This window comes from Micromonospora sp. NPDC002575 (genome assembly GCF_042889525.1).
Classification (GTDB): Bacteria; Actinomycetota; Actinomycetes; order Mycobacteriales; family Micromonosporaceae; genus Micromonospora; species Micromonospora carbonacea.
This window is the reverse complement of sequence record NZ_JBIARA010000004.1, coordinates 144,739-161,340: the sequence shown is the minus strand read 5'-3', so window position 1 is coordinate 161,340 and position 16,602 is coordinate 144,739. Positions and strand designations below refer to the sequence as shown.

The following is a 16,602-nucleotide window of genomic DNA, read 5'->3' as shown; positions in this document are numbered from 1 at the left end:
GCCGGCCACCCTGCCGGTCCGAGGCCACCACAGCCACACGCCGAGTTGAACGCCCGGTGAACGCCGGGCGTCAGCGCTCCAGGATCGCGGTGACCCCCTGGCCTCCGGCCGCGCAGATCGAGATGAGCCCCCGGCCGGAGCCGGCCTGCGCGAGCAGCTTGGCCAGCGTGGCGACGATCCGCCCGCCGGTGGCGGCGAACGGGTGGCCGGCGGCCAGGGACGAGCCGTTGACGTTGAGCCTGTCGCGGTCGATCGACCCGAGTGGGGCGTCCAGCCCGAGCCGGTCCTTGCAGAACTCGGGCGACTCCCAGGCGGCGAGGGTGGCCAGCACCTGCGAGGCGAACGCCTCGTGGATCTCGTAGTAGTCGAAGTCCTGCAACGTCAGCCCGGCGCGGGCCAGCATCCGGGGCACCGCGTAGGCCGGGGCCATCAGCAGCCCCTCGTCGCCGTGCACGAAGTCGACGGCCGCCGTCTCCGACCAGGAGAACCAGGCGAGCACCGGCAGGTTGCGCTCGGCCGCCCACTCCTCGCTGGCCAGCAGCACGGTGGACGCCCCGTCGGTGAGCGGGGACGAGTTGCCGGCGGTCATCGTGGCCTGTTCGGCGTTCGGGCCCCGGTGGCCGAAGACGGGCTTCAGCGAGCCGAGCTTCTCCAGGGTGGTGTCGGGGCGGAGGTTCTGGTCCCGGGTGAGCCCCAGGTAGGGGGTCAGCAGGTCGTCGAAGAACCCCCGCTCGTACGCGGCGGCGAGCCGCTGGTGGGAGCGGAGCGCCAGCTCGTCCTGGGCCTGCCGGTCGACGTGCCAGCGCAGGGCGGTGCGGGCGGCGTGCTCACCCATCGACAGCCCGGTACGCGGCTCGGCGTTGCGCGGGATCTCCGGCTGGAACGGCTGGAGCGGGCGCAGCTTCGCCGCGACCTTGAGCCGCTCGCCGAGGGTGCGGGCGGAGTTGAGCCGGAGCAGGGTGCGGCGCAGCTCCTCGTTGACGGCGAGCGGGGCGTCGGAGGTGGTGTCGACGCCCCCGGCGATGCCGGCCTCGATCTGCCCGAGGGCGATCTTGTTGGCGACCAGGATCGCCGCCTCCAGGCCGGTGCCGCACGCCTGCTGGATGTCGTACGCCGGGGTGTGCGGGTCGAGCTTCGAGCCGAGCACCACCTCGCGGGTGAGGTTGAAGTCCCGGGAGTGCTTGAGCACCGCCCCGGCGACGACCTCGCCGACCCGCTGCCCGGCCAGCCCGAACCGCGCGACGAGCCCGTCGAGGGCCGCGCCGAGCATGTCGGCGTTGGACGCGCTGGCGTACCGCGAGTTGGACCGGGCGAAGGGGATGCGGTTGCCGCCGATGACCGCCACCCGCCGGATGCTCTGCACGATCCCGCCTCCGTTTCAGGACTTGCCCACAACCTACTGGCCAGTAGGCTACGCCTATGACCGACAGGTACGCGAGCTTCGTCCGATCGGGGGCCGGCCGCGCGCTGGTCAAGCGCCTCGGGCTGCCCGACCCGCCACGACTGCGCCGGCACGCCCCGGGGGACCCGCTGCTGACCGGGCCGGCCCTGCTCGGCTCGGCCACCGGCGGCCGGCTCGCCGGGCCGGTCGGCACGATCCTGACCGCCGCCGGGGTCGAGCTGCGCGACCCGGCCACCGCCGAGGCCCAGGAGCGCTTCGGCGCCCTGGTGTACGACGCCACGGGCATCACCGACTCCACCGGACTGCGCCAGCTCTACGACTTCTTCCACCCGCGCGCCCGCGCGGTGCTGCCCGGCGGCCGGGTGATCGTGCTCGGCACCCCGCCCGACGAGTGCGGCACGCCGCGCGAGGCGACCGCCCAGCGGGCCCTGGAAGGGCTGACCCGCAGCATCGGCAAGGAGTTCGGCCGGGGCGTCACCGCCCAGCTCGTGCACGTCACGGCGCACGGCGACGCCGGCACGGCCACCGGCCTGGAGGCCACCCTGCGGTTCCTGCTCTCGGGCCGCTCGGCGTACGTCTCGGGGCAGGTCGTCCGGGTCGGCGTCGGCGCGGCCGAGCCGCCGGCCGACTGGGACCGGCCGCTCGATGGCCAGCTCGTCCTGGTCACCGGGGCGGCCCGGGGGATCGGCGCGGCCCTGGCCCGGGTGCTGGCCCGCGACGGCGCGCAGGTCGTCGCGCTCGACGTCCCGGCCGCCGGGGACGAGCTGGCCGCCGTCGCCAACGAGATCGCCGGCAGCGCCGTGCAGCTCGACCTGACCGCCCCGGACGCGCCCACCCGGCTCGCCGACCACCTCGCGTCCCGGCACGGCCGGGTCGACGTGGTGGTGCACAACGCCGGCATCACCCGGGACCGGACGCTGGGCCGGATGGACGCCGACCGGTGGGACAGCGTCATCGACGTCAACCTGTCCAGCCAGGAACGCATCAACGACGTGCTGCTGGAGCGCGGGCTGATCCCGGCCGGCGGCCGGATCGTCTCGGTCTCCTCGATCGCCGGCATCGCCGGCAACCGGGGCCAGACCAACTACGCCACCTCGAAGGCGGGCGTGATCGGGCTGGTGCAGTCACTCGCCCCGGCGCTGCGCGAGCGCGGGATCAGCGTCAACGCGGTCGCTCCCGGGTTCATCGAGACGCGGCTGACCGCCCGCATCCCGCTCGTCGTGCGGGAGGCGGGCCGGCGGATGAACAGCATGGCCCAGGGCGGCCTGCCCGTGGACGTCGCCGAGACGATCGGCTGGCTGGCCTGGCCGGCGAGCGGCGCGGTCAGCGGCAACGTCGTCCGGGTCTGCGGCCAGAGCCTGCTGGGGGCGTGATGACCGGCGCGGACGCGCAGGGCCGGGCCCTGCTGGAGCTGCCCCGGCTGCCGCAGGCCGGCCCGCTCTACCGGCGGGCCCTGCTCGGGGCGCTGCCCGGCCCGGGTCGCCGCCGGGGCGACGCGCTGCCGCAGGTCGAGCTGGCCGTCGCCGGGGTCGCCGTCGACCGGGCACACCTGGCCGACTACGACCGGGTCTGCGGGTTCCGGCTGGCCGACCGGCTGCCGGGGACGTACCCGCACGTGCTGGGGTTTCCGCTGGCGCTGCGGCTGATGACCGCGCCGCAGTTCCCGCTGCCGCTGGTCGGGCTGGTGCACGTGGCCAACCGGATCACCGTGCGCCGGCCGGTCGAGGCGGGCGAGACGCTGGACTTCCGCGCGTACGCCGAGAACCTGCGCCCGCACGAGCGGGGGCGGCAGGTCGACGTGGTGCTGGTCGGGTCGGTCGGCGGGGCGGAGGTGTGGCGCGGCGTGTCGACGTACCTCGGCAGGGAGCGCACGGCCGGCGGCGGCGCGCGGCGCGACCGGGGTGAGCGGCCCGCGGCGCCGGCCGCCACCGCCTCCTGGCGGGTGCCGCCGAGGGTGGGCACCGACTACGCCCGCGTCTCCGGCGACCACAACCCGATCCACACCTCCCGGCTGGGCGCGCGGTTGTTCGGCTTCCCCCGCCCGATCGCGCACGGCATGTGGAGCAAGGCGCGCTGCCTGGCCGCGCTGGAGAGCCGGCTGCCGGAGGGGTACACGGTCGAGGTGGCGTTCAAGCTGCCGGTGCCGCTGCCGTCCACGGTGGCCTTCACCGCCACCGCCGACGGCCCGGCCTGGGAGTTCGCCCTGCACGACGCGCGGACGGGCAGGCCGCACCTGGCGGGCTCCGTGCGCTGATCGGCGGCTCAGGCCGGCGCTTCGACGCGAGGGCTTGGCATTCACTCTTTCGTGCGCTAAGTTGTTCTCACGTTGAGATGTTCTCACAGTGAGAGAGACGCCGTGAACGAGCAGGAGTTCCTCGCCGCCTACGACCCCCGGGCCTACCCGGCGGTCGCCGTCACCGTCGACGTGGTCGCCCTGACCGTCCGGTCCGACGCGCTGCACCTGCTGCTCGTCCGCCGGGGCGGGCCGCCGTTCGAGGGCCACTGGGCGCTGCCCGGCGGGTTCGTCCAACCCGATGAGGACCTGGCGGCCGGGGCGCGGCGGGAGCTGGCCGAGGAGACCGGCCTCGGCGGCGAGCGGCTGCGCCGCGTCCACCTGGAACAGCTCGGCAGCTACGGCGACCCCGGCCGCGACCCCCGGATGCGGATCGTCTCGGTGGCGTACCTCGCGTTCGCCCCCGACCTGCCCGACCCGGCCGCCGGCAGCGACGCCGACGACGCGATCTGGCTGCCCGTGACCGCGCTGAGCAGCCGGCAGCTCGCCTTCGACCACGACCGGATCATCGACGACGGCCTGGAGCGGGCCCGGTCCAAGCTGGAATACACCCCGCTGGCCACCCGCTTCCTCGACACCGAGTTCACCATCACCGAGCTGCGGGCCGTCTACGAGACCGTCTGGGGGCACCCGCTGCACCCCGGCAACTTCCACCGCAAGGTGCTCTCCGTGCCCGGCTTCGTGGAGAGCACCGGCGCGAGCACGGAACGCGGCGGCACGCGCGGCGGCCCCCGCGCCAAGCTCTACCGGGCCGGCGACGCCCGGCTGCTGCACCCGGCGCTGCTGCGCCCCGCCCGGGAGGAGACGGTGCGGTGAACACCCACGAGGCCATCCGGCTGGTCACCGCCGCCCGCACCGACGCCGACCTGTTCGGCGCGGACGCGTCGGCCCACCGCTACCGCGAGCTGGTCGCGGCCCTGCACCCCGACCGGCTGGGCGCGCTCGACCCGGCCGTACGCGCCGCCGCCACCGACGCGTTCGTCCAGGTCACCAACCGGTGGCGGGCCGGGCGGGCCAGCGCCGACCCGGTGGTCCTCGGCGGCCACCGGCTCGGCCCGCTCGCCCACACCGGCGACCTCGCCGACCTCTACGACGTCGGGTCGGACCGGCTGCTCAAGCTGCCCCGCGACCCCGCCGACAACGACCTGATGGCCCGCGAACAGCACGCGCTGCGCACCATCGAGGAACGCGGCGACCCCCGCTACCTGCCGTACGTGCCCCGGCTCGTCGACACCCTCCGGCACCGGGACCCGGCCACCGGGGCGGAACGGCGGATCAGCGTGCTGGCCACCGCGCCCGGTCTGCACAGCCTCGACGAGGTGCGCCGCGCGTACCCCGGCGGGCTGGACGGCCGGGACGCGGCCTGGATGTGGCGGCGGCTGCTGGTCGCCCTCGGCCTGGCCCACCGGGCCGGCGTCGTGCACGGCGCGGTGCTGCCCCGGCACGTGCTGATCGAGCCCGACGGGCACGGCGTGGTGCTCGTCGACTGGTGCTTCTCCGCCGCCACCGGGGGCACGATCCCCGCGCTGGTGCCCGGCCACGAGGACTGGTACCCGCCGGAGGTCGCCGCCCGGCGGGCCTGCGGGCCCGGCACCGACCTGGCGATGGCCGCCGCGTGCATGGCGTGGCTGATGGGCGACCGGGCCCCACGCGAGCTGCGCGCCTTCGCCCACGGCTGCCGCCGCCCGGCGCTGCCGTCCCGGCCCGACGACGCGTGGCGGCTGCTGCGCGAACTGGACGAGGTGCTCGAACGGCTCTACGGGCCGCGCACCTTCCGACCCTTCACCCTCAACCCCTAGGGAGGCTGCCATGGGCAGTGGAATGTGGTCCACCGACGTGTACGACGCCGCCGACCGGTACCGCCGGGCCACCGGCAAGAGCGCGTTCGCGTACAGCGACAGCGGGGCGCGCAAGGTGCACCCCGCGCTCGACCCGCGCGACGCGATGCGGGAGAGCCGCGACTCGGCCGAGCACCCGCAGTCGACGGCCATCTCGGTGCTGTTCGACGTCACCGGCTCCATGCGGAACGTGCCCCGCACCCTCCAGGCCAAGCTGCCGCAGCTGCTCGGGCTCCTGCTCCGCCAGGGATACGCCCGCGACCCGCAGATCATGTTCGGCGCGATCGGCGACGCCACCTGCGACCGGGTGCCGTTGCAGGTCGGGCAGTTCGAGTCGGACAACCGGATGGACGACGACCTCGGGCGGATCGTGCTGGAGGGCGGCGGCGGCGGCCAGATGACCGAGTCGTACGAGCTGGCCATGTACTTCATGGCCCGGCACACCGTCACCGACTGCTGGGAGAAGCGGGGCCGGCGCGGCTACCTGTTCATCATCGGCGACGAGCTGGCCTACCCCCGGGTCGACCGGCGGCAGGTGAGCCGGCTCGTCGGCGACGACCTCCGCGAGGACGTGCCGCTGGCCCAGATCGTCGACGAGGTGACCCGGCGCTGGGACACCTACTACCTGCTCCCCGCCGGCAGCAGCTACGCCGGCAGCACGAAGGTGCTGGACTTCTGGCGCGACCTGCTCGGGCAGAACGCCGTCGTGCTCGACGACCTCGACGCGGTGTGCGAGACCATCGCCCTCACGGTCGGCCTCGGCGAGCAGGCCGTCGACCTCGACCAGGGCCTGGCCGACCTCAGGAAGGCCGGCTCGAAGGCCACCGGCACCGTGTCGAAGGCGCTGGCCCGCCTCGGCCGGGGCAGCCGCGACCAGGTGGCCACGCTGCCCGCCCCGTCGACGCCGCCCACCCGCGGGGTGACCCGGCTGTGAACCACGTGCTGGTGGTCGACCTCGGCTACGGCGACGCAGGCAAGGGCACCGTCGTGGACTGGCTCTGCGCCACCCGGCCGGTCCACACGGTGATCCGCTTCAACGGGGGCGCGCAGGCGGCGCACAACGTCGTCCTGCGCGACGGGCGGCACCACACGTTCGCGCAGTTCGGGGCGGGCACCTTCCGCCCCGGCGTGCGGACCCACCTGTCCCGGCACGTGGTGGTGGACCCGCTCGCCCTGGCCGCCGAGGCCGACCACCTCGCCACGGTGGGCGTGCCCGACGCGCTCGACCGGCTCACCGTCGACGGGGAGGCGCTGCTGGCCACCCCGTACCACCGGGCCGCCAACCGGGCCCGCGAGCTGGCCCGGGGGGCCGACCGGCACGGCTCCTGCGGGCTGGGGGTGGGCGAGGCCGTCGCGTACGGGCTCGCCCACCCCGACTCCGCGCCCCGGGTGGCGGACTGCCGCACCCCGGCCGTGCTGCGCCGCCGGCTGGCCGCCCTGCGCGACCGGCTCACCGCCGAGCTCGGCCCGCTGGACGCCCCGCCCGTCGACGACTGCCTGCCCGCGTTCACCGCGTTCGGCGACCGGGTGGCCATCGTCGACCGGTCCCACCTGGCCGGGGTGCTGCGCGCCGGGACCTGCGTCTTCGAGGGGGCGCAGGGGGTGCTGCTCGACGAGTGGCACGGCTTCCACCCGTACACGACGTGGAGCACCACCACGTTCGCCAACGCCGAGTCGCTGCTCGCCGAGGCGGGGCTCGCCGGCGCCGCCGAGCGGCTGGGCGTGCTGCGGATCACCACCACCCGGCACGGCCCCGGCCCGCTGGTCACCGAGGACCGGGCGCTGCCGCTGGCCGACGCGCACAACGCGACCAACCCGTGGCAGGGCCGGTTCCGGTTCGGGCACTTCGACGCGGTCGCCCACCGGTACGCCCTCGACGTGGCCGGCGGCGTCGACGGCCTCGCCCTCACCCACCTGGACCTGGCCGGCCGGGGCCTGCGGATCTGCCGCCGCTACGACGGCACCGACCGCCTGGAGCCCGGCCCGCCCGGCGACCTGGACCGCCAGGCCGCCCTCACCGACCGCCTGCTCGCGGCCCGCCCGGTCTACGACGACGGCCCGCCGGCCGACTGGCCGGAGGCGGTCGAGGAGGCCCTGGGCGCCCCGGTGACGCTCACCTCCCACTCGCCCACCGCCGAGGGGAAGCGGGTAAGGAGGGGCACCTTGTTAACGCCTTTTGTATAGGAAGGGCCCCTTCCTAACGCTGCGACGGCAGAGCATGAGGGCATGCAGTCGGTCCTCGGCCTGCTCCACGACACGGTCACCTCACCGTGGGTCTACCTGGTGATCTTCGCGGTCACCGCGGTCGACGCCGTCTTCCCGGCGGTGCCCGGCGAGACGATCGTGGTGACGGCCGGGGTCTTCGCGGCCGGCGGGCAGCCGGACCTGACCATGGTGATCGTGCTGGCCGCGTGCGGCGCGCTGGCGGGCGACCACCTGTCGTACGCCATCGGCCGGGGCGGCGGCGCGCACCGGCTGGCCCGGCTGCCGGCCGACAGCCGGCGGCGTACCGGGTCGGAGTGGGCCCGCCGGGCGGTCGACCGGCGCGGCGGGATGATGCTCGCCACCGCCCGCTACGTCCCCGGCGGACGCACGGCGGTGACCCTGACGATGGGCGCGGTCCGCTATCCGCTGCGGTCGTTCGTGCTCTTCGACGCGCTGGCCGCCGGCACCTGGGCGGCGTACAGCGGGCTGCTCGGCTACTTCGGCGGGCTGGCCTTCGAGCGGGAGCCGATCCTGGGCATCCTGGCCGGGATCGGGCTGTCGGTCGCGATCACCGGCCTGCTGGAGGCCGCCCGCTGGCTTCGACTCCGCGCCCGCCGCCGCGCCGCTGACCGGCACCGCTGACCGGCGCTGCTGACCGGAGCTGCTGAGGCGGATGCCGGCGGGCCGACGAGGGTCGGGCCGGCGGGCCGACGAGGGTCAGGCCGGCGGGCCGTCGAGGTACGCCAGCATCGCCTCCCGGCTGCGCGGCAGGCCGTAGTCGCCGACGAGCAAGCTGAAGTTGACGAACGTCGAGTCGCCGAACAGCCACACCTCGGGCGACCGGGCCAGCACCTCGACGAGCCGCCGTTGCCGGGGAGCCAGCGCCGCACACGGCGCCCCCTTGGGCAGGCTGCCGTCGGGGAACGCCAGGCGCAGGGCCTCGGCCGCCACCGGCAACGCCTTTTCGCCCGTGACGGCGGGCAGCCGGTCGAGCAGCGCGTCGAACGCCCGATCGGTGTGCCGGGTGTCGAGCAGGCGCAGGGACAGCCCCGCGTAGCCGTTGAGGTCGCCGTCGAGGAAAGGCACCTCGGCCCCGTCGGCTGCCGGCCGGTGGCCCGGCCCGGCGGCGGCCGTCCAGGCGAGCAGCTCGTCGACCGTCGCCTGGTCGGCATCGACGCCGAGCACCCGGGCCCGGCCGATCGCGGCGGCCCAGCGGATCACCGGGCGCGGGTCCGCCAGCAGCCCGGCGTCGGGCGCTGCGCCGAGCAACCCGGCCGCCACCAGGGCGGTCGCCGCCTCGTCCTCGTCCACCTCCAGTGCGGCCTCGGCCGCCGCGACGAGCGCCGGAAGGCTGCCGGCCGCGTCCTCCGGGAACCAGGCGAGCGCGTACGCCGCACCGGCGCGCAGCCCCGGGTCGGCATCGGTGAGCAGGTCGCGGAACAGGGGCACGCCGGCCCGCACCGCGTCGTAGACGGTCAGCTCGATGTGCGCCCACAGCCGCTGCTGATCCGCCTCGTCGAGCGACTCCACGTACGCGTACTCGACGTACTCCTTCTGGGTCTCGTCGTCGCCGTGCCACGGGGGCGGTTTGGCGGCGAGCAGCTCCCGCCCGCCGTCGGCCACCCGGCGGAACTCGGCCACCGGGACGCCCTCGGGCAGCCACCGCTCGTCGTAGCCCACCGCGAGCGCCGTCGCCAGGTAGAGCACCAGCTCCCGGTCAGGGGTGGCCGGGTCGGCCAGCAGCTCCAGCAGGAACGGCACGGCGTAAGCCGACGCCTCGTAGCGGGTGCCCTGGTGGAAGATGTTGGCGTAGAGCGAGCCGAAGGCGGCCTGGCGTTCCCCCTCGTCGGGCGAGCGCAGGGCGCGGAGCAGGCCGGGCACGTCGCCGGCCGAGCCGTAGGCGTGGCCGAGCCGCACCCAGTCGATGTCGTCGATCCCGTCGAACACGCGCCCATCCTCGCGCACCCCACCGACAATTCCGTCGGGCGGGTTTGCAGGGGGCCCTTCCTATACAGAAAGCGTTAACAAGGTGCCCTTCCTTACCCCTCCGGGTGCCAGGTGAGGCCGCGGAGGAGTTGGTCGGCGCCGAGCCAGGCGACGTTCATCATCCGGGTGGCGGTCTTCTCCGGGTCGGCCTCCGGGTGGTCGGCGAGCCAGTCGCCCAGCGACTCGCTCGCGCCGACCAGGGCGTACGCGACGACCTCCAGGTCGGTGGCGCTCACCTCGCGGCCCCGGGCGCGCAGGGCGTGGTCGAGCATCCCGGCGACCACCTCGACGAGCCGGGCCCGCATGGCGGCGAGTTCCCCGGCGAACGGCTGGGAGCCGCGGGCCTGCCGGTAGAGCACCGCCCAGCCGTCGCGGTGCGCCCCGACGAAGCCGAAGAACGCGCGCAGGCCGCGCCAGAGCCGCTCGTCGGCGTCGAGGTCGGGGGCGGCGGCACCGGCGATGGCCTCCATCATGCGGGTGCCCTCCCGGTGCAGGCAGGCGACGAAGAGCTCCTCCTTGCTGCCCAGGTACGCGTACACCATGGGTTTGGAGATGCCGGCGTCCTCGGCGATCTCGTCCATGCTCGCCGCGTGGAAGCCGCGTCGGGAGAAGATTCGGACGGCCGCGTCCAGCATCTGCTGCTCGCGGACGGCCCGGGGAAGGCGCTTGAAGGTGGGGGTGCCGGACACCTTGCGAGCATACCTACTCGTGCGTAAGGTTACGCTAGAGTAACCACAGTCGTCGCCCGAGAGGTTCCTTTCCATGACTGACTTCGACCCGGCCAACTTCGCCAACTACGGCCCCAAGGAGTTCGCCCAGTTGGTCAAGTCCACCCCCGACGACAAGATCGTCGAGGTGATGTCCGGCGAGCTGCGCGGCAAGGTCCTGAGCGAGGTCTTCGGCCGGATGCCCACGCTGTTCCGCGCCGACCGGGCCGGCTCGACCAACGCGGTGATCCACTGGGGCATCACCGGCCGCCCCGACGGCGGCACGGACACCTACGAGATCGTCGTCGCCGGCGGCGCGTGCACGGTCAACGAGACCCCGCAGCACGACCCCAAGCTGAGCCTGACCATGGGCCCCCTGGACTTCCTGAAGATCGTCTCCGGCGGCGCGAACCCGGTGATGATGTTCATGACCGGCAAGCTGAAGGCCAAGGGCGACCTCGGCCTCGCCGCCAACATCGCCAACCTGTTCGACATCCCCAAGGGCTGACGATGGCCGAGTTCTCGCTCGACCTGAACGAGGAACAGCGGGACCTGCGGGACTGGGTGCACGGCTTCGCCGCCGAGGTCGTGCGCCCGGCCGCGGCCGAGTGGGACGAGCGGGAGGAGACCCCCTGGCCCGTCATCGCCGAGGCGGCGAAGGTCGGGCTGTACGGCTTCGAGTTCCTCGCCACCTGCTGGGCCGACCCCACCGGCCTGTCCCTGCCGATCGCCAGCGAGGAGCTGTTCTGGGGCGACGCCGGCATCGGCCTGGGCATCTTCGGCACCTCGCTGGCCGTGGCCGCCATCTACGGCGCGGGCACCCCCGACCAGCTCGTCGAATGGGTTCCCCAGTGCTTCGGCGACGCCGACGCCCCGGCCGTCGCCGCGTTCTGCACCACCGAGCCGGAGGCCGGCTCCGACGTCGGCGCGATGCGCACCCGGGCCAGCTACGACGAGGCCAGCGACGAGTGGGTACTGCGCGGGCAAAAGGCGTACGCCACCAACGGCGGGATCGCCGGGGTGCACGTCGTCACCGCCTCGGTCGACCCGACGCTCGGCTCGCGCGGGCAGGCCGCGTTCGTCGTACCCCCGGGCACCGCCGGGTTGAGCGCGACCCGGAAGCTGCGCAAGCTGGGGCTACGCGCCTCGCACACGGCGGACGTCTTCCTCGACGACGTCCGGGTCCCCGGCCGCTGCCTGCTCGGCGGCAAGGAGGCCCTGGACGAGCGGCTGGCCCGCGCCCGCTCCGGCCAGCGGGCCTCCGGCCAGGCCGCCATGCGCACGTTCGAGCTGTCCCGGCCGACCGTCGGCGCGCAGGCGCTCGGCGTGGCCCGGGCCGCCTACGAGTACGCCCTGGACTACGCCAAGGACCGGGTGCAGTTCGGCCGGCCGATCATCGAGAACCAGGCGGTCGCGTTCGCGCTGGCCGACATGAAGATGGAGATCGACGCCGCCCGGCTGCTGGTGTGGCGGGCCTCCTGGATGGGGCGCAACAACCGCCCGTTCACCGCGGGCGAGGGCTCGATGTCCAAGCTCAAGGCCGGCGAGGTGGCCGTGTCGGTCACGGAGAAGGCCGTGCAGCTGCTCGGCGGGGCCGGCTTCCTGCGGGACCACCCGGTCGAACGCTGGTACCGGGACGCCAAGATCTACACCATCTTCGAGGGCACGTCGGAGATCCAGCGGCTGGTGATCTCCCGGGCCATCTCCGGCGTCCACGTCCGCTGACCCGACCACGCACCGACTCGACCCGGACGTCCCGGGTGGGTCCCGCACGCCCGGAGGAGGCCCGCGCATGGACCTGCCGTTCACCGTCGCCACGCTGACCCGGCGCGGGCTGCTCACCCCGGGCCCGCCGGTCCGGGTCGCCGCCCAACTCAACGCGCTGCGCCGGTGGGGCTGGAGCCTCGCCGGCGAGCTGCGCCAGGCCGCCGCCCGGGACCCGGGCCGCGCCGCCGTCGTCGACGAGCAGGGCGCCGAGCTGACGTACGGCGTCCTGCTCGACCGCGCCGAACGGCTGGCGAAGTCGCTGCGCGGCGCGCTCGGCGTGCACAGCGGGGACCGCATCGGGCTGCTCTGCCGCAATCACCACGGGCTGATCGAGGCCATGGTCGCGACCACCCTGCTCGGCGCGGACGCGGTGCTGGTCAACACGGGGCTCTCCCCCGCGCAGCTCGCCACCGTCGCCGAGGAGCAGCGGCTCAGGGTCCTCGTGCACGACGCCGAGCTCGCCGAGCGGGCCCTCGGCCTCCCCGCCGACCTGCACCGGATCGACGAGGCCCGGCTGGAGGAGCTGATCGCGGCGGCGCTGCCCGGCGACCTCCAGCCGCCGCCGCGCGAGGGCCGCACCATCGTCCTGACCTCCGGCACCACCGGCGCGCCCAAGGGGGCACGCCGGCCCACCCCGCACGGTTTCGGCCCGCTGGTCTCCATCATCGACCGCATCCCGCTGCGCGTCCGGGACACCGTGCTGATCGCCGCGCCGCTGTTCCACACCTGGGGGTACGCGGCGCTCCAGGTCTGCTTCGCCCTGCGGGCGACGATCGTGCTGCACCGCCGCTTCGACCCGTCCGCCACGCTCGGCGCGCTCACGGCACACCGCTGCGACGCCATGTTCGCCGTCCCCGTGATGGTGCAGCGGCTGATGGAGGTGCCGCCGCCCGAGCCGAGGCCGCCCCTGAAGGTGGTCGCCCTCAGCGGGTCGGCGCTGCCCGGCGGGCTCGCCCTGCGCTTCATGGACGCCTACGGCGACGTCCTCTACAACCTGTACGGCTCGACCGAGGTGTCCTGGGCGTCCATCGCCGGCCCCGCCGAGCTGCGGGCCGCACCGACCACCGCCGGCCGCCCGCCGCACGGCACCCGGCTGCGCATCCTCGACGACGACGGCCGGCCGGTCCCCGCCGGCCGGGTCGGGCGGATCTTCGTCGGCAACGAGATGCTCTTCGAGGGCTACACCTCGGGCGTCGCCCGGGAGAGCCGGGACGGGCTGCTGGACACCGGCGACCTCGGCCGGGTCGACGCCGACGGGCTCCTCTTCGTCGACGGACGGGCCGACGACATGATCGTCTCCGGCGGGGAGAACGTCTTCCCGTCCGAGGTGGAGGACCTGGTCGCCCGGCTGCCCCAGGTCCGCGAGGTGGCCGTGATCGGCGTGCCCGACGACGAGTACGGCCAGCGCCTCGCCGCGTTCCTCGCCCTGCGCCCCGGCGAGACCCTCGACGCGGAGGCGGTCCGCGAGTACGTCCGGCACTACCTGGCCCGGTTCAGCGTCCCCCGCGACGTGGTCTTCGTGAAGTACCTGCCGCGCAACGCCACCGGCAAGGTGCTGACCCGCGAGCTGCGCCGCTACTTCGGCTGACCGGGGATTCCCCCGAGGCCGCCGCCCGGGTCCGTCGGGGGACTTGCCCGGATGCTCCCGGCCACGCCCCGCCGGCAGGCTGACGGCATGACAATCATGAATCGGCGTACGGTCGCCGCCGCGGCACTCGCCGCCCTGCTCACCGTCGCCGTGCCCGGCGCGGCCACCGCCGCCCCACGCGCCACCGCGCCCCTCGGCCCCGCGCCCGCCCCGCTCGCCGCCGACCAGGTCGACAACGACCCGTCCGGGGTCGACTGCCGACCCGGCACCCTCGACCCCGCCCCGTTACGGGCGGCGATCGCCGGCCTGCCCGACGCCGACGCGACCAGCGCCCAGGTCCGGATCACCACCCCGGACGGCTGCTGGACGGGCACCAGCGGGGTGCGGGACCTGCGCACCGGGGCCCCGGTGCCACCGCACGCCCGGTTCCGGGTGGGCAGCGTCACCAAGGTGTTCACGGCCGCGCTGGTGCTGCAACTCGCCGCCGAGGGACGGGTCGACCTCGACGGGTCCGTGCAGGGCTACCTGCCGGGCCTGCTGCCCGCTGACTACCCGACCGTTACCGTCCGCCAACTCCTCGACCACACCAGCGGCATCCCCAGCCCGACGTCGCCGGGCGACATCGGGTGGCAGCTCGCCCACCGGTACGACCGGTGGACCCCGGAGCAGATCGTCCGGGCGGGGCTGGAGAACCCGCGCGCGTTCGACCCCGGCGAGAAGCAGGACTACACCAACATGGGCTACATCGTCGCCGGGCTGCTCGTCGAGAAGGTCACCGGCCACACGTACGAGCAGGAGCTGGCGCGGCGGATCGCCCGGCCGCTCGGCCTGCGCGACACGTACGGGCCCGGCGACGACCCGCGCATCCGGGGCCCGCACGCCCACGGCTACCAGGCCGTCACCCGGGACGGGGCGACCGGACTGGTGGACGCCACCGTGTGGAGCCAGACCTACACCCCCGCCTCCGGTGACGTCATCTCCAGCCTGGCCGACCTGGACACCTTCATGACGGCGCTGTTCGCCGGCCGGGTCGTGCCGGAGCCGCAGCTCACCGAGATGTTCACCCTCCCGCCGGTGGACGACGTCGAGGGCGGCCCGGCCCGGTACAGCGCCGGCCTGTCCGCCATGCCGCTGGACGACGGCACGATCCTCTGGGCCAAGACCGGCTCCCGGTACGGCTACCTGGCCGCCGTGGCGTCGACCCGCGACGGCCGGTTCCGGGTCGAGTACTCGATCACCGCAACGGACGCCAAGGGCGAGGAGCTGAGCGCGACCGCCCAGGCCGTCATCGCCGCCGCGCTCGGCATGGCCTGACGGTCACACCGGACCCCACTCCCTGACCGCCCCGCCGGAACCCGCTCGGTGGGGAGCGCCCCGGTCAGCCGGGGATCGTGATCCGGCCGTCGACCGCCGCGGCGGCGATGTCGGTGCGGTGGTGCGAGCCCGCCAGCCCGATGCCGCCCACCAGCTCGTACGCGGCGTCGCGCGCGGCGGCGAGGGTGGGGCCGGTGGCCGTACCGCAGAGGACCCGGCCCCCGGCGGAGAGCAGCGCGCCGTCGGCGGCCCGGCGGGCGGTGCCCGCGTGGATGACGCCCGGGCGGTCGGCGCCGGTGATCACGTCGCCGGTGCGCGGGGTGCCCGGGTAGTTGCCGGCGGCCACGACCACGGTCACCGCCGCGCCGTCGCGCCAGCGCAGCGGGGGGTGCTCGGCCAGGGCGCCGGTGGCGGCGGCGTGCAGCAGGCCGCCGAGCGGCGTCTCCAGCAGCGCCAGCACGACCTGGGTCTCCGGGTCGCCGAAGCGGGCGTTGAACTCGATCACCCGGGGGCCGGTGGCGGTCATCGCCAGGCCGACGTAGAGCAGGCCGGCGAACGGGGTGCCCCGGCGGCGCATCTCGGCCAGCGTCGGGTGGACGACGTCGGCCATGACCTCGTCGACGAGGCCGGGCGGGGCCCAGGGCAGCGGCGCGTACGCCCCCATGCCGCCGGTGTTCGGGCCGGCGTCGCCGTCGCCGACACGCTTGAAGTCCTGCGCGGGCAGCAGCGGCAGCGCCGCCTCGCCGTCGGTGACCACGAAGAGGGAGACCTCGGGGCCCGCCAGGTGTTCCTCGATCACGACCCGCCCGCACTCGGCGGCGTGCGCCAGCGCGGCGGCCCGGTCGTCGGTGACGACGACGCCCTTGCCGGCGGCCAGCCCGTCGTTCTTCACCACGTACGGCGCGCCGAACTCGTCCAGCGCCCGCGCCGCGCTCTCCGGATCCGTGCAGGTGAACGCCCGCGCGGTGGGCACCCCGGCGGCGGTCATCACGTCCTTCGCGAACGCCTTCGAGCCCTCCAGCCGGGCGGCCTCGGCGGACGGCCCGAACGCGGCGATGCCCTTGGCGCGTACGGCGTCGGCGACCCCGGCCACCAGCGGCGCCTCGGGGCCGATCACCACCAGGTCGACGCCGGTCTCCACGGCCAGCGCGGCGACGGCGTCGGGGTCGGCTGCGTCCACCGACCGCAGCTCGGCGACCTCGGCGATCCCCGGGTTACCCGGTGCCGCGATCAGCCCCTCGACGGCCGGATCGGCCGCGAGCCCCAGGGCGAGCGCATGCTCCCGCCCGCCACCACCCAGAAGAAGTACGCGCACGCCCACGAACTCTACCCACCCCATCTCCCGCCCCGCCCTCCCCGGTACGCCGCCCCGCCTCTCCCCGCCCCCGCTCTCCCCGGCACGCCCGCCCCGGCTCTCCCCGGTGATCAAGAGGTTTGCGTCAACTTTGATCTTCGAGCTGACCGAATTCTCTTGATCACCGACGTGGGTGGGGTGGGGGTGG

15 protein-coding genes are annotated in these 16,602 nt (G+C 75.0%); 11 read left to right on the top strand and 4 right to left on the bottom strand.

Going from position 1 to position 16,602, the window contains the following annotated elements:
• Positions 1-70: 70 nt before the first annotated feature.
• Positions 71-1,363, bottom strand: coding sequence for an acetyl-CoA C-acetyltransferase (locus ACFYWL_RS08400; protein ID WP_386969162.1), 1,293 nt, complete (start codon positions 1,361-1,363; stop codon positions 71-73).
• Between the two features lie 56 nt (positions 1,364-1,419).
• Between ACFYWL_RS08400 and ACFYWL_RS08395 the strand changes: the two genes are divergently transcribed.
• The 7 genes from ACFYWL_RS08395 to ACFYWL_RS08365 all read left to right on the top strand — a co-directional run bounded on the left by ACFYWL_RS08395 (position 1,420) and on the right by ACFYWL_RS08365 (position 8,380).
• Entirely contained in the window at positions 1,420-2,775 is a 1,356-nt protein-coding gene (locus ACFYWL_RS08395) for a 3-oxoacyl-ACP reductase (RefSeq protein ID WP_386969159.1), read from the top strand.
• Positions 2,775-3,656 (top strand): MaoC/PaaZ C-terminal domain-containing protein, encoded by an 882-nt coding sequence (locus ACFYWL_RS08390; RefSeq protein WP_386969157.1) that lies wholly within the window; start codon positions 2,775-2,777, stop codon positions 3,654-3,656. Before ACFYWL_RS08395 ends, ACFYWL_RS08390 begins: the two co-directional genes overlap by 1 nt.
• A gap of 102 nt (positions 3,657-3,758) precedes the next feature.
• Positions 3,759-4,511 (top strand): NUDIX domain-containing protein, encoded by a 753-nt coding sequence (locus ACFYWL_RS08385; RefSeq protein ID WP_386969154.1) that lies wholly within the window; start codon positions 3,759-3,761, stop codon positions 4,509-4,511.
• Entirely contained in the window at positions 4,508-5,494 is a 987-nt protein-coding gene (locus ACFYWL_RS08380) for a serine/threonine protein kinase (protein WP_386969152.1), read from the top strand. Before ACFYWL_RS08385 ends, ACFYWL_RS08380 begins: the two co-directional genes overlap by 4 nt.
• 10 nt (positions 5,495-5,504) lie before the next feature.
• A complete protein-coding gene (locus tag ACFYWL_RS08375) occupies positions 5,505-6,467 on the top strand; it encodes a hypothetical protein (RefSeq protein ID WP_386969149.1) in 963 nt (320 codons plus the stop codon).
• Positions 6,464-7,717: an adenylosuccinate synthetase gene (locus ACFYWL_RS08370; protein ID WP_386969147.1), complete on the top strand. Its 1,254-nt coding sequence runs from the start codon at positions 6,464-6,466 to the stop codon at positions 7,715-7,717. The genes ACFYWL_RS08375 and ACFYWL_RS08370 overlap by 4 nt, the downstream gene beginning before the upstream one ends.
• Positions 7,718-7,759: 42 nt before the next feature.
• Positions 7,760-8,380 carry a DedA family protein gene (locus ACFYWL_RS08365; protein WP_386969144.1) on the top strand — a complete coding sequence of 207 codons (621 nt, stop codon included), beginning with the start codon at positions 7,760-7,762 and terminating at the stop codon, positions 8,378-8,380.
• 75 nt (positions 8,381-8,455) lie between these two features.
• Here ACFYWL_RS08365 and ACFYWL_RS08360 read toward each other — a convergent pair whose 3' ends face one another.
• A complete protein-coding gene (locus tag ACFYWL_RS08360) occupies positions 8,456-9,685 on the bottom strand; it encodes a hypothetical protein (RefSeq protein WP_386969141.1) in 1,230 nt (409 codons plus the stop codon).
• 92 nt (positions 9,686-9,777) lie between these two features.
• A complete protein-coding gene (locus tag ACFYWL_RS08355; protein WP_386969138.1) occupies positions 9,778-10,413 on the bottom strand; it encodes a TetR/AcrR family transcriptional regulator in 636 nt (211 codons plus the stop codon).
• 73 nt (positions 10,414-10,486) lie between these two features.
• On the opposite strand from ACFYWL_RS08355, the gene ACFYWL_RS08350 reads away from it, so the two are divergent.
• The 4 genes from ACFYWL_RS08350 (at position 10,487) to ACFYWL_RS08335 (ending at position 15,100) form a co-directional block, all read left to right on the top strand.
• Positions 10,487-10,939 carry an SCP2 sterol-binding domain-containing protein gene (locus ACFYWL_RS08350; RefSeq protein ID WP_386969135.1) on the top strand — a complete coding sequence of 151 codons (453 nt, stop codon included), beginning with the start codon at positions 10,487-10,489 and terminating at the stop codon, positions 10,937-10,939.
• 2 nt (positions 10,940-10,941) lie between these two features.
• Positions 10,942-12,156, top strand: a complete 1,215-nt coding sequence (locus ACFYWL_RS08345) for an acyl-CoA dehydrogenase family protein (RefSeq protein WP_386969133.1) — start codon at positions 10,942-10,944, stop codon at positions 12,154-12,156.
• A gap of 67 nt (positions 12,157-12,223) precedes the next feature.
• Positions 12,224-13,786, top strand: a complete 1,563-nt coding sequence (locus ACFYWL_RS08340; RefSeq protein WP_386969130.1) for an AMP-binding protein — start codon at positions 12,224-12,226, stop codon at positions 13,784-13,786.
• Positions 13,787-13,873: 87 nt separating this feature from the next.
• The gene (locus ACFYWL_RS08335; RefSeq protein WP_386969128.1) at positions 13,874-15,100 is read left to right on the top strand and encodes a serine hydrolase domain-containing protein; all 1,227 of its coding nucleotides are present in this window, start codon (positions 13,874-13,876) and stop codon (positions 15,098-15,100) included.
• Between the two features lie 64 nt (positions 15,101-15,164).
• On the opposite strand, the gene purD is transcribed toward ACFYWL_RS08335, so the two are convergent.
• On the bottom strand, positions 15,165-16,415 hold the full coding sequence (purD, locus tag ACFYWL_RS08330) for a phosphoribosylamine--glycine ligase (RefSeq protein ID WP_386969126.1): 1,251 nt from the start codon (positions 16,413-16,415) through the stop codon (positions 15,165-15,167).
• Positions 16,416-16,602: the final 187 nt, after the last annotated feature.

Bases quoted from the DNA above. Each gene is read 5' to 3' on its own strand.
- ACFYWL_RS08395 (WP_386969159.1), top strand. From the start codon at position 1,420: ATGACCGACAGGTACGCGAGCTTCGTCCGATCGGGGGCCGGCCGCGCG.
- ACFYWL_RS08390 (WP_386969157.1), top strand. From the start codon at position 2,775: ATGACCGGCGCGGACGCGCAGGGCCGGGCCCTGCTGGAGCTGCCCCGG.
- ACFYWL_RS08375 (WP_386969149.1), top strand. From the start codon at position 5,505: ATGGGCAGTGGAATGTGGTCCACCGACGTGTACGACGCCGCCGACCGG.
- ACFYWL_RS08365 (WP_386969144.1), top strand. From the start codon at position 7,760: ATGCAGTCGGTCCTCGGCCTGCTCCACGACACGGTCACCTCACCGTGG.
- ACFYWL_RS08350 (WP_386969135.1), top strand. From the start codon at position 10,487: ATGACTGACTTCGACCCGGCCAACTTCGCCAACTACGGCCCCAAGGAG.
- ACFYWL_RS08345 (WP_386969133.1), top strand. From the start codon at position 10,942: ATGGCCGAGTTCTCGCTCGACCTGAACGAGGAACAGCGGGACCTGCGG.
- ACFYWL_RS08340 (WP_386969130.1), top strand. From the start codon at position 12,224: ATGGACCTGCCGTTCACCGTCGCCACGCTGACCCGGCGCGGGCTGCTC.
- ACFYWL_RS08335 (WP_386969128.1), top strand. From the start codon at position 13,874: ATGACAATCATGAATCGGCGTACGGTCGCCGCCGCGGCACTCGCCGCC.